15 protein-coding genes are annotated in these 11,345 nt (G+C 71.2%); 8 read left to right on the forward strand and 7 right to left on the reverse strand.

The genetic code is table 11. The features are described 5' to 3' along the window. Nucleotides 1-56 precede the first annotated feature (56 nt). On the forward strand, nucleotides 57-503 hold the full coding sequence (locus DO944_RS04855; protein WP_112615265.1) for an SRPBCC family protein: 447 nt from the start codon (nucleotides 57-59) through the stop codon (nucleotides 501-503). Nucleotides 504-655: 152 nt separating this feature from the next. Next, complete coding sequence (locus DO944_RS04860; protein ID WP_112615267.1) at nucleotides 656-1,150, forward strand: DUF1990 family protein; 495 nt, start codon at nucleotides 656-658, stop codon at nucleotides 1,148-1,150. 24 nt (nucleotides 1,151-1,174) lie between these two features. Here DO944_RS04860 and DO944_RS04865 read toward each other — a convergent pair whose 3' ends face one another. Further along, the gene (locus tag DO944_RS04865; RefSeq protein ID WP_112615269.1) at nucleotides 1,175-2,239 is read right to left on the reverse strand and encodes a histidinol-phosphate transaminase; all 1,065 of its coding nucleotides are present in this window, start codon (nucleotides 2,237-2,239) and stop codon (nucleotides 1,175-1,177) included. Nucleotides 2,240-2,311: 72 nt separating this feature from the next. Here DO944_RS04865 and DO944_RS04870 point away from each other — a divergent pair, with 72 nt between their 5' ends. After that, the gene (locus DO944_RS04870; RefSeq protein ID WP_112615271.1) at nucleotides 2,312-2,713 is read left to right on the forward strand and encodes a phage holin family protein; all 402 of its coding nucleotides are present in this window, start codon (nucleotides 2,312-2,314) and stop codon (nucleotides 2,711-2,713) included. A 27-nt stretch (nucleotides 2,714-2,740) separates the two neighbouring features. Here the strand turns inward: DO944_RS04870 and DO944_RS04875 are convergent, their stop codons facing one another. Further along, nucleotides 2,741-4,045 carry a hypothetical protein gene (locus tag DO944_RS04875; RefSeq protein WP_112615273.1) on the reverse strand — a complete coding sequence of 435 codons (1,305 nt, stop codon included), beginning with the start codon at nucleotides 4,043-4,045 and terminating at the stop codon, nucleotides 2,741-2,743. Next, a complete protein-coding gene (locus DO944_RS04880; protein WP_112615275.1) occupies nucleotides 4,042-4,356 on the reverse strand; it encodes a hypothetical protein in 315 nt (104 codons plus the stop codon). Before DO944_RS04880 ends, DO944_RS04875 begins: the two co-directional genes overlap by 4 nt. 143 nt (nucleotides 4,357-4,499) lie before the next feature. Here DO944_RS04880 and DO944_RS04885 point away from each other — a divergent pair, with 143 nt between their 5' ends. Continuing rightward, nucleotides 4,500-4,976 carry a low molecular weight protein-tyrosine-phosphatase gene (locus tag DO944_RS04885; protein WP_112616901.1) on the forward strand — a complete coding sequence of 159 codons (477 nt, stop codon included), beginning with the start codon at nucleotides 4,500-4,502 and terminating at the stop codon, nucleotides 4,974-4,976. A gap of 27 nt (nucleotides 4,977-5,003) precedes the next feature. After that, a complete protein-coding gene (gene purB / locus DO944_RS04890) occupies nucleotides 5,004-6,386 on the forward strand; it encodes an adenylosuccinate lyase (protein ID WP_112615277.1) in 1,383 nt (460 codons plus the stop codon). Nucleotides 6,387-6,466: 80 nt separating this feature from the next. Here the strand turns inward: purB and DO944_RS04895 are convergent, their stop codons facing one another. Both DO944_RS04895 and DO944_RS04900 read right to left on the reverse strand, forming a co-directional pair. Beyond that, on the reverse strand, nucleotides 6,467-6,796 hold the full coding sequence (locus DO944_RS04895) for an amino acid transporter (RefSeq protein ID WP_112615279.1): 330 nt from the start codon (nucleotides 6,794-6,796) through the stop codon (nucleotides 6,467-6,469). Then, entirely contained in the window at nucleotides 6,793-7,443 is a 651-nt protein-coding gene (locus DO944_RS04900) for an acyl-CoA synthetase (RefSeq protein WP_112615281.1), read from the reverse strand. The genes DO944_RS04895 and DO944_RS04900 overlap by 4 nt, the downstream gene beginning before the upstream one ends. Nucleotides 7,444-7,562: 119 nt before the next feature. Between DO944_RS04900 and DO944_RS04905 the strand changes: the two genes are divergently transcribed. Both DO944_RS04905 and DO944_RS04910 read left to right on the forward strand, forming a co-directional pair. Beyond that, nucleotides 7,563-8,486 (forward strand): NADP-dependent oxidoreductase, encoded by a 924-nt coding sequence (locus DO944_RS04905; protein WP_112615283.1) that lies wholly within the window; start codon nucleotides 7,563-7,565, stop codon nucleotides 8,484-8,486. 38 nt (nucleotides 8,487-8,524) lie between these two features. After that, complete coding sequence (locus DO944_RS04910) at nucleotides 8,525-8,974, forward strand: GIY-YIG nuclease family protein (protein WP_112615285.1); 450 nt, start codon at nucleotides 8,525-8,527, stop codon at nucleotides 8,972-8,974. Nucleotides 8,975-8,981: 7 nt separating this feature from the next. On the opposite strand, the gene DO944_RS04915 is transcribed toward DO944_RS04910, so the two are convergent. Both DO944_RS04915 and DO944_RS04920 read right to left on the reverse strand, forming a co-directional pair. Continuing rightward, nucleotides 8,982-9,788 carry an alpha/beta fold hydrolase gene (locus DO944_RS04915; RefSeq protein ID WP_112616903.1) on the reverse strand — a complete coding sequence of 269 codons (807 nt, stop codon included), beginning with the start codon at nucleotides 9,786-9,788 and terminating at the stop codon, nucleotides 8,982-8,984. A gap of 44 nt (nucleotides 9,789-9,832) precedes the next feature. Beyond that, nucleotides 9,833-10,165 (reverse strand): DUF3140 domain-containing protein, encoded by a 333-nt coding sequence (locus DO944_RS04920; protein WP_112615287.1) that lies wholly within the window; start codon nucleotides 10,163-10,165, stop codon nucleotides 9,833-9,835. A gap of 196 nt (nucleotides 10,166-10,361) precedes the next feature. Here DO944_RS04920 and DO944_RS04925 point away from each other — a divergent pair. Further along, nucleotides 10,362-11,345, forward strand: a 984-nt coding sequence (locus tag DO944_RS04925) for a 13E12 repeat family protein (protein WP_258524574.1), incomplete at its 3' end; no start/stop codon positions are given.

Here is an 11,345-nt window from a genome sequence, read left to right on the forward strand (position 1 = left end):
CACCGGGGTGTCGCGCCAGATTCAGAGCATCCGGGCACGGGTGGGAGGATCGGCGGATGACGTCGTCGTTCGAGATCGTGACGCGCGCCGCGGTGCCCGCGGAGGCGCTGTTCGACGCATCGCGTGACATCGGGGCCCACGTCGCCTCGATGCGCGGCACCGGCGAGCGCGCGGTCGATGGGGTGACGAGCGGCCTGATCGGCCTGGGCGAGACGGTGACGTGGCGGGCGTGGCACTTCGGCATCCCGTTCCGGATGACGTCGCGGGTCACCGAGCTCGAACGCCCCCACCGCTTCGTCGACGAGCAGACCACCGGGCCGTTCCGCCTCTTCCGGCACGAGCACCTCTACGTCGAGCGCGACGGGATGACGGTCATGACCGACCGGGTCACCCTCGCGTCGCCCGTCCTCGGCCGACTCGCCGAACGCCTCGTGCTGGTGCCCTATCTGCGCCGGCTCCTCACCCGGCGGGCCGAGCATCTCGCGACGACGCTGTCCGGCTGACCCGGGGCTCTGCGCACCCGCGTCGCGCGCGTGCCCCGTTGCAAGGGATCCTGACCGACACCCCGCCGCCACGGCATCCGGATCCGGGTGTCGCCGGCGGGGTCTTGCATCCGCGCACCGGCGCCGGGGGCGCGGGGTGGGATGCTGGTCGCATGAGCCTGTCGCACCGCGATGAGTGGAACGCCGGCCCGCGAGGCTTCCGTCGATTCGAGAGAACCGTGCGCGTGGGATCGGGGGATGCCGCGTGGCGGCAGGCCCGGGCCGACCTCCTGGCTTGGCGCGTCAAGACCCGCAGCGGATTCCGGGTGGTGCCCGACGTTCCTGCCGTGGTCGGCGGGCGGCACTGGCTCGAGGTCGGATACGGGCCTCTCACACTCCGCGAGCCGGTCGAGGTCGTCGCATTCGTCGACGAGCCGGATCGAGTCGGGTACGTCTACCTCGCGCTGCCCGGCCACCCGCTCGAAGGCGAGGAGACGTTCCTCATCACCCGGCGCGGCGACGAGGTGCTCTTCACGCTGCGATCACTCTCGCGGCCGGCGCCGACCTGGTTCTGGCGGCTCGCTTATCCGGCGGTCCGCGTCGTGCAGGTGATTGTGCGAACGCGCTACCTCAGCGCCTTGAGCCGAGGCGGCCGCACCGGGCGTTAGCGAGCCGCGGCCGCGCCGCGCCGTTCAGCCGACGACGGATGCCGCGGCCGCGACGATCCGCTCGATCGACTCCTCCTCGCCGATCGAGATGCGCACTCCGTCGCCGGCGAACGCTCGCACGATCAGTCCGGCCGCATCGAAAGCCTCGGCGATCTCGAGGGCTCGCTCGCCCGCGGGCAGCCACACGAAGTTGCCCTGCGCGACCGGGATGTCCCACCCCGCCTCGCGCAACCGGTCGGCGAGCGCATCGCGTCGCACGGCGATGTGGCGCACCCGCTCGAGCAGCTCGTCCTCGGCGTCGAGGCTCGCGAGCGCGGCTTCCTCAGCCTGGGCCGTGACCGAGAGCGGGATGCCGGTGCTGCGCGCCGCATCGAGGATGCGGTGGTCGCCGATGGCGTACCCGACGCGCAGTCCGGCAAGACCGTATGCCTTCGAGAACGTGCGCAGGACCACCACGTTGGCGTGGCCCGCGGCGAGCACGGCAGCGCCGGTCACGGCATCCGGATCGGTCACGAACTCGGCGTAGGCCTCGTCGAGGACGATGAGGACGTCGGAGCGGACGCGCGCCACGAACGCATCGAACGCCGCCTGGCTCACGACGGGACCGGTGGGGTTGTTGGGGCTGCAGACGATGATCATCCGCGTGCGGTCGGTGACGGCATCCGCCATCGCGTCGAGATCGTGCCCGGCGTCGGCGGTCAGCGGCACCGCGACGGCGGTCGCCCCGGCGACGGCGGCGAGCCCGGGATAGGCCTCGAACGATCGCCAGGCGAACATGATCTCGTCGCCCGGGCCGCTCGTCGCCGAAGCGAGCTGGTAGAGGATCGACACCGAACCGGCGGCGACGTGCACGCCGTCGGGCGCGACCGCGTAGCGATCCGCGAGCCGCGCGCGCAACCGGCCCGCCGAGGCGTCGGGGTAGCGGTTGAAGGTCGTCGCCGCGCGCACGGCCTCGACGACGCCGGGCAGCGGGTCGAACGGGTTCTCGTTGCTCGACAGCTTGAAGGCGTCGGCGGAGGCCTGACGGCCCTGGCGGTATGCGGGCAGCGCCGCGATCTCGGGTCGGATGCGCACGGGCAGGTCGGTCACGATGCGAGTCTACGGATGCCGCCACCTCCGCCGGATGACGGATCGGAGGCCCCGTGGGAGACTGTCGGCACTATGAGCCTCATCATCCGACTGATCGTCAACGCCTTCGCGGTCTGGATCGTGACGCTGATCCCGGCGCTGGAGGTGTCGGTCGTGGCGTTCCCGCCGGGCGGCGACCTGCAGCTCGTCCTCACGCTGCTGCTGATCGCGCTCATCTTCGGACTCGTCAACGCGATCGTCGGCACCGTGTTGAAGGTGCTGGCGTTCCCGCTGTACATCCTCACCCTCGGGTTGATCTCGTTCGTCATCAACGGCTTCCTGCTGTGGCTCACCGGCTGGGTCACCTCGGGCTGGGACTGGGGCCTGCGCATCGGCGGCTTCTGGCTCGCGGTGCTCGCGGCCATCGTCATCGCGCTGATCAACTGGGTCGCCGGCATCCTGTTCCGTCCTCGTCGCGACCGCGACCGCCGCTGACGCCCGCACGAGCACACGCACGCACCATCAGTCGGGCCTCCGCACGCGGTAGGTCGTGACCTCGCCGGGCTCGTCGCCCCCGAAGGCCGCGATGCGCTCCTGGACGTCATCGACGCGGGGATCGCCCGAGGCGTCGGCGAGGGCGGCGGTGTCGCCGTAGGCGTCGATCGAGTGAGCGCCGAGCGCGACGTCCGCCATGCCGGGCGGCGGATCGGCGACCCGTTCGACGACGATGCTGCCCGCCGCGCCGGCGCGATCGGGGTGGCCGCCCGACTGCAGGGCCGGGACGAGATCGTCGGTGTGCTGCACCGTGACCTGGAGCGTGGCGTCGCCGGGATCCGCCTGCACGGGAGAGCCGAAGGTCACGTTGCCGACGACGCGGAAAGGCCCGTCGACGGTGAGCCGTGACGTGATCGCGCCGCCCTGCGAGTACCCGACGGCGAGCACGGCGTCTCCCGGCCGTGCGCCGGCTGCGCGGAGGGCGCTGACCACCGATTCATACGACGCCGAGCTGCGGCCCGCGTAGAGCTGCACGTTCGATGACATGTCGAAGGGCTCGCGGCCGCCGAACCCGAGCGGCGATCGGGTCCCCGCGACGTAGACGGCGAAGCGGCGCTCACTTCCGTCACCTCCGTAGCGCTCGACACGGATCTGGTCGCCTTCTCGGGGGATGCGAGCAGCGAGAGCAGCGAGCGTGGTCGGAGCCGCCTCCGCCACGGGCGCCGCTGATCGCGGCACCTCGACGGCCGGCGGCGACGCGTTCCCGCCCCGGTCGGGCGTCGCACGCCCCAGGCCCAGGGCGCCGAGCGCCGTCAACGCGAGGCCGCTGCCCGCGACGGCGGCCCCGCCCAGCAGCCCGAGCGGCACGACAGCGCCGCCGATCTGACGCTGGAGCTCACCGTGCCGCAGCAGCGGCCACGTCGTCAGCAGCAGGTCGGCGCGTGCGGCCGCCTCGGACGAACGCTCGCGCGCCTCGTCGATGCGCCGGTCGAGCGAATCCGTCACGCGGCGGTCACCGCCGGCAGCGGCCCGACGCGCCGCCTCGAGCTCGACGATGTCGTAGACGTCTGCGGCATCCCGCAGTTTTCCGGCGAGGGCGGATGCCTCGGCCGAGAGCTCGTCGAGGAGTCGTGCGAGGTCGGCGCCGAGCGCCGCCGCCGGCCACGCGGTCGCCTCGTGCGCGGCGAGCTCGCGCGTCGTGGTCCCGAAGGCGCGGCCCAGTCCACCGCAGCCCGTCGACAGGCTCACGAGCACGGCGGCCGCCATCCGGAGCCGCTCCGTGTCGACCGCGATGACCCCGCCATCGCGGATGTCGAGGGAGTCATCGCTCACGGGCCACCCATCACGAGGCGAGCCTGCACGTGGCGCAGTTCGTCGTCGAGGCGTTCGATTCGAGCGGAGGCGTCATCCGTTCGCGCGCGCCAGTCGGCGAGGCGGTCACGGTAGCCGCGGGCCGCGCGGGCGCGCCAGGCGGTGTCGTGGTCGAGATCCGCCGCGCCGCGACGGATCACGTCGAGCTCGTCGCGCAGAGCGGGAAGCCGTGCCCGCAACGACGCGATCATCTCGAGGGTCCGCGCTGCGGCGGACTCGCGTCCGAGACCGGAGAAGAGGGGACCGGAGGAGAAGACGAGAGGCGAGGTCATCCCGCCACGATGCCCGCCCGCGCGGACGCGGCATCCTCATTCGACGCCACCGGGGACGAGCGCGTGCGCCGATACGTCTGTGCAGGAAAGGCTCCATCCTCCAGAATGGGACGGTGACCCGACGCGCCGAGCCCTTCCGCGTCATGTTCGTCTGCACGGGGAACATCTGCCGCTCCCCCATGGCCGACGTGGTCTTCCGCTGGTTCATCGACCAGTCCGGGCTCGGCGACCGCGTCGTGTCGGCGAGCTCGGGAACGGGCGACTGGCACGTCGGCGAGCCCGCCGACGGACGCACGCTCGAGGCGCTCGAACGCCGCGGCTACGACGGCCGGGGGCACCGGGCCCGTCGCTTCACGCTGACGGATTTCGATCGCTCCGACCTGATCGTCGCGCTCGACCGGTCGCACGAGCGCGTGCTGTCGAACTGGGCGCGCACGACGGCCGACACCGACAAGCTCGGGTTGCTGATGTCGTTCGACGCGCAAGCGGGAGGCGATCTGGACGTCCCCGACCCCTACTACGGCGACGCCGGAATGTTCGACGAGGTGCTCGCTATGATCGAGAGCGCGAGCCGGGCGCTCTTCCGGCAGCTCGAACCCGCGATCCGCACCACGTCCTGAGCGCCCGTTCACACTGAATGGAGCCTCGTGACCTCTCTGCCCCCGCAGCCCCTGAGCCCGCTCGACGGCCGGTATGCCGCCGCCGTCGGATCCCTCGCCGACTACCTCTCGGAAGCCGGTCTCAACCGCGCCCGCGTCGAGGTGGAGGTCGAGTGGATCATCGCCCTCACCGACCGGAGCCTGTTCGGCAGCTCACCGCTCTCTGATGAGCAGAAAACCCAGCTCCGTGGGCTCTACCGCGACTTCGGTCAGGCCGAGATCGACTGGCTCGCCGCGAAGGAAGCCGTCACTCGCCATGACGTGAAGGCCGTCGAGTACCTCGTCCGCGACCGGCTGTCGGCCCTCGGCCTCGACGCGATCGCCGAGCTGACGCACTTCGCGTGCACGAGCGAGGACATCAACTCGGCCTCCTACGCCCTCACCGTCAAGCGCGCCGTCGAGAACGTCTGGCTGCCGAAGCTGCATGCCGTCATCGACGCACTGGGCGACCTCGCCCGCGAGCACCGCGACGCCCCGATGCTCTCGCGTACGCACGGCCAGCCCGCGACGCCCTCGACGATGGGCAAGGAGATCGCCGTGTTCGCGTGGCGCCTCGCCCGCGTCGCGAAGCAGATCGAGGGCGGCGAGTACCTCGCGAAGTTCTCGGGCGCGACCGGCACCTGGTCCGCGCACCTCGCGGCCGAGCCCGACGTCGACTGGCCCGAGCTCTCGCGCTCGTTCATCGAGGGCCTGGGCATCGACTTCAACGTCCTGACCACCCAGATCGAGTCGCACGACTGGCAGGTCGAGCTCTACGACCGGGTGCGGCACGCCGGCGGCATCTTGCACAACCTCGCCACGGACGTCTGGACCTACATCTCGCTCGGCTTCTTCGCGCAGATCCCCGTCGCCGGCGCGACCGGATCGTCGACGATGCCGCACAAGATCAACCCCATCCGGTTCGAGAACGCCGAGGCGAACCTCGAGATCTCCGGCGGTCTGTTCTCGACGCTCGCGCAGACGCTCGTCACGAGCCGGATGCAGCGCGACCTGACCGACTCGACGACGCAGCGCAACATCGGCGTCGCCTTCGGCCACTCGCTGCTCGCCCTCGACAACCTGCAGCGCGGGCTCACCGAGATCTCGCTGTCGCGCGACGTGCTGCTCGCCGATCTCGACGCCAACTGGGAGGTGCTGGCCGAGGCGATCCAGACCGTCGTCCGCGCCGAGATCGCCGCCGGTCGTTCGCGGATCACCGACCCGTACGCGCTCCTCAAGGACCTGACCCGCGGTCGCCGCGTCGGCGGACCGGAGCTCGCCGAGTTCGTGCGCGGCCTCGACATCGGCGATGCCGCCAAGGAGCGCCTGCTCGCCCTGACCCCCGCCGGCTACGCCGGCCTCGCCGACGACCTGGTCTCACGCCTCGGTTGACGCCGAAAACGCACCGCCCCGCCGAGAACGCTCGGGGGGCGGTGCGTTTTCGTGTGAACGGTACGCGCTCGGCGGCTGAATCAGCGCCGGGGCGACGAGCCGGACGCCGAGTCGTCGGGGGTCTCCGACTCGTCGGGGTACAGCACGGGGCGGTCGACGCGCTTGCTCACCTGAGCAGGATCGACGGCGAGCATCAGCAGCGCGATGATCACGAGCGTTGCGATGAAGGCGATCCCCGCCACGATCAGGGCGACGACCACGGCACGCTCGACCGACTCGCGCGGGAGCGCCTGGAACGCGCCCATCGACACGAGGGTGATGACACCCGAGAAGATCGCCGCGACGAACGCGAGGCCCAGCAGCTGGACCGGACGCATGATCTCGCGGCGGGTGGGGTGTTCGCCGCTCACGATGCGACCTCCGGATCGGACGAGGGGGATGACGGGACGGATGCCGCGGGCGCGAGCTCCTCGCGCCGCGGCGAGAAGCCGGCGATTCCGAGGAAGACCGCCACGACCGCGGCGTAGCCGCCGAACAGCCCGACGCCGATGGTGATGCCGGTGAGCGTGAAGGCGCCGGCCTCCTCGATGACGTAATCGAGGCGGTAGGCCGGGTTGACCAGCAGCAGGCCGACCACCAGCAGGAGGGTGATCGCACCGATGAGCACCTCGTCGCGCGCGGCCGGAGCTCCTGAGCGGCGACCGCGGATGCCGCCGATCAGCTCTATGGCCCCCGTGATCGCGGCCCACGAGATGACGATGACGAAGAAGCCGGTCGTCGTCCGCAACGGCGGGATGCCGGCGAGGATCGCGGCGACGAGGGTGACCGCCCCGAGGGCGATCGGCAGCGCACGGCGGCCCGCGTGGCGCGTCAGCCACGCTCCGACGAAGAAGACGATCGCCGTCGCGGTGGCGAACCCGCCGAACACCGACATGCCCACGGCGGCGGAGTGATCGGGCGAGAACGTGATCATGACGGCGGCGACGGCCGCGAAAAGGGCGCGCGCGAGCTGGACATGCCGCACCTCGAAGGTGCGGGCGGCGGATGCTGCAGACACGGCGGACTCTCGCGTTTCAGAACGGGATGCCCCCGATTCTACGCGTCCGCCCCGAGAGAGCGCCCGTCAGCGGCATCCCGTCGGGAATCCTGCCGGCCGCCCCGGCGTTTGTCCTGCGCATGAAGGCACTGACGTACAACGAGTTCGGCGGCAACGACCGCTTCGAGATCACCGAGCGGGAGATGCCCCACATCGGACCCGACACCCTCGTGGTGCGCGTGGTGGCCGCGGGCCTGAACCCCGTCGACTACAAGGTGCGTGAGGGTTACCTCCAGGGCCTGCTCGACGTTCAGCTGCCGGCGGTGCCGGGCTGGGATGTCGCGGGCGTCGTGGAGAAGGTGGGACTGGACACTCCCGAGTTCCAGGTCGGCGACCCGGTGCTGGCCTACGCGCGCGCCGATGTCGTGAGCGGCGGATCGGTCGCCGAATACATGGCTGTTCCCGTGCGCACCGCCACGCGCAAGCCGGAGGGTCTCGAGTTCACCGCGGCCGCCGCGATCCCCCTCACCGGCCTGACCGCGCTGCAGGCGATCGAGCGGTCGGCCGTCGGCGAGGGGTCGACCGTGCTCATCCACGGCGCGGCCGGCGGCGTGGGCTCGTTCGGCGTGCAGCTCGCGCGCCTGCGCGGCGCGCGCGTGATCGGCACCGCGTCGGAGCGCAACCACGACTACCTCCGCGAGCTCGGCGCCGAGCCCGTGGTCTACGGCGACGGCCTCGCCGACCGGGTGCGCGAGATCGCTCCCGAGGGCGTCGACGTCGTGCTCGATTTCGCCGGCGGAAGCTCGCTCGACTCCACGAACGACCTGCTGCGCGAGGGCGGCGTCGTCACCTCGATCGCCGACCCGCGCGCGGCATCCGAGTTCGGCGGCAACTACATCTGGGTGCGCCCGGATGCCTCCCAGCTCGCCGAGCTCGCGCGTCTTGCGGCCGACGGCTCGCTGCGGGTCGAGGTCGCCGAGACCTTCCCGCTCGACGACGCCGCTGCGGCCTATGCCCGTCTGGAAGAGGGGCATACCCGCGGCAAGATCGTCGTCACGGTCTGACGGGCGTGGATGTCGGAGGCGGGCGCGATCCTGAAGACGTGCCCGCCTCCTCGATATCCGAGATGCCGTTCCCGTGCCGCGTCTGCGGCGGGCGCGTGGGCGAGGTCAGCACCGCGACGGAGCACTGGATCTGCGGGCGCTGCGGGTGGCGACTCGGCGACGCTGTCGACGCCGACCTCCCGCGCCCCGTCGTCGGCGTCGTCTACTACCTGCGATTCGGCGCCCGCGTGAAGATCGGTACGAGCGAGCGGCCACGGCAGCGGCTCGCCGCCATCCGGCATGACGAGCTCCTCGCATTCGAGCGCGGAGGGCGGTCGCTCGAGCAGCAGCGGCACCGCGAGTTCGCCACACTGCGCGAGGGCGGCGAGTGGTTCACCCTCGTGAGCCCGCTGACCGAGCACGTCGAAACGCTGCGGGCAGCGGCATCCGACCCGTGGCTGGCCTACGACCGCTGGCTCGGCGACGCCTACCGCCGGGCGTCGTCGTGACGCCGCGTCATCCCTCGGTGAGGAACTCGATCGCGGTCTGACGGAACACCCGCGACCCGGGCGCATTGAAGTGATGCCGATCGGGGATCTCGACGAAGCGTCCCTGCGGGGTCGCCTCGGCGAGGGCCTTCGATCCCTCGATGATCGCGTCGCGAGAACCCGTGGCGAACAGCACGGGCTGCTCCGGCGCGTTGGCGGGGTCGGGGTCCACCGTGCCCGAGGCGCGCATGCCGCCGGCGATCGCGAGCAGCGCGCGCAGGTCGTTGCCGGGGACGCGCTCGGTGAGCCGCACGTAGTTCTGCGTGACCGGGTCGGTCACTTCGGTGCCGTTCTCGACGAGCGCGCGCACCTGATCGATGTCGAGGCGCGCGAGCGGGATGCCGTCGGGCACGCCGCCCAGCACGCCGCGCGTGATGCGCGCGGAGAAGTCCTGCAGCACCTCCCAGCCCACGCGTGCTCCCAGGGAGTATCCGACGTACATCGCCGTGTCGACGAGGTAGGTGTCGAGCACCGCTTCGACGTCGGAGGCGAGCTGGTGCAGGTCGTAGTCGGCGGCACGATGCGGCTTGTCGCTCGCACCGTGTCCTCGCTGATCGAGGCCGAGGACGCGGAAGCCGGCGCGCTGCAGGTCGCGCACCCAACCGGTCGAGACCCAGTTGTCCTTCGTGTTCGACGCGAAGCCGTGCACGACGACCACCGTCGGAAGGTCGTCCTCTCCCCACGAGTAGGTGGCGATGCGGTGGCCGTCCTCGCCCACGAGGACGAATCGCGGTTCGGGCAGCTCGGTCAGACCGGAGGACGCGGGGATGCTCACGGTTCCATTCTCCCGCTCAGCGGAGGCCTGCTCGGCGGAGGCGGTCACTTCTTCGCGGGGTCGTGGCCCCAGTTCATGAGTGAGTAGCGCCAGGCGGTCTCGGTGATGTCGCCCGAGGGGCGCTGTGCGAGGTGCCGGTTGACGTAGCCGACGACCTTGCGCATGTGCTTCAGGTCCGATTCGGTGAGGTCGTCCTTTTTGGTGCGCAGGAGGTCGACGATGCGCCGGCCCGACTGGTGGCCCGTCGATTCACCGCCGCCGTCCTTCTGACCGACCTCCTTCGACTCGTCGGTCTCGAGCCATTTCTCGAGCTCGGCGGGGCTCATGTTCACAGCGTCGCGGAAGTCGTGCCGCGTCTGGTCGTCGTCGTCGCTCATGGTGCGATGGTGCCCGCGGCGGCGCCCCGGCCGCATCCTCTTGACAGCGCGATGGGTCAGCGCGGCGTGCCGCCTTTTCGTGGTTTCCGCCGTCGGCGGGTCAGGAGTTTCCTGCACAATTCGCGTCCTCAGCGCCTTATCCACCATCGAACATATGTTTGCCATGAATGTCGGAGGGTGCTGACATCATGGGAACATGACATCGAACAGCGGTAGCGGGCTCGGGGGTGACGGCGCCTCGGGTGGGTCGTCGCACGCCGCGGCTTTCGCGGGGTTCGCTGAGGCGCTCGACCTGGTCCACGCCGGGGATGTCGCGCGGGTTCGGGCGTTGGCGGAGCTGGGCCGGTCGGCGTTGCGTGAGGCGCGGCGTGACGGCGTGCAGGGGATGGCGTCGGACATGGAGCTGCGGTCGGTCGCGGCCGAGGCAGCGGGGATGGCGCGGCTGACGGATCGTCGCCTGCAGGGTGAAATCGACCACGCGATGACGGTCATCGACGACTATCCCGCGGTGTTCGATGCGTGGGTGCAGCGGCGGATCGAACGCGGCCACGTCGATGTGGTCGTGCGGGTCGGCGCGGGGGTGCCGGATGAGGTGCGGGAGTCGTTCGCGGAGGCCGCGATCGGGGTGTGCGAGCGGGATGTGCCTTCCCGGGTGCGCGGGACGCTGGAAGCTCTGGCGGCCCGGCTGCACCCGCAGACGTTTACCGAGCGACACAAGGCTGCCGCCGCCGAACGGTGCGTGCGGGTGTTCCACGGGACGGACGGGATGTCGAACCTCGTCGCGAACCTCCCGACGGTGATCGCCACAGGGATGCTCGACCGGCTCACGCAGATGGGGCAGTCGGTGAAGGATGCCCGGGTCACGACTGGTCCGGAGGGCGGGTCGGATGGTGCTGGTACCGGTGCCGGTGACCCGGCGGATGCTGGTGGGGCGGATGCCGCCGGCTTGGCCGCGGACCCCGACACGCGGACGATGGATCAGCTGCGGGCCGACATCCTCGGAGACCTCGTCCTCGGCGGAGCACCCGTCGTCGACCCCACTTATGGGACCGACCGGGCCGGTGGGCTCGGCGCCATCCGGGCACGCGTGCAAGTCGCCGTCACCGCAGAGACGCTGATGGGGCGTGACGAGAACCCCGCCGAAGCCGTCGGGGGTGCGCTGATCGATGCTGATACGGCG

Origin of the sequence: Microbacterium sp. SMR1, assembly GCF_003289625.1 — a bacterium.
GTDB lineage: Bacteria > Actinomycetota > Actinomycetes > Actinomycetales > Microbacteriaceae > Microbacterium > Microbacterium plantarum.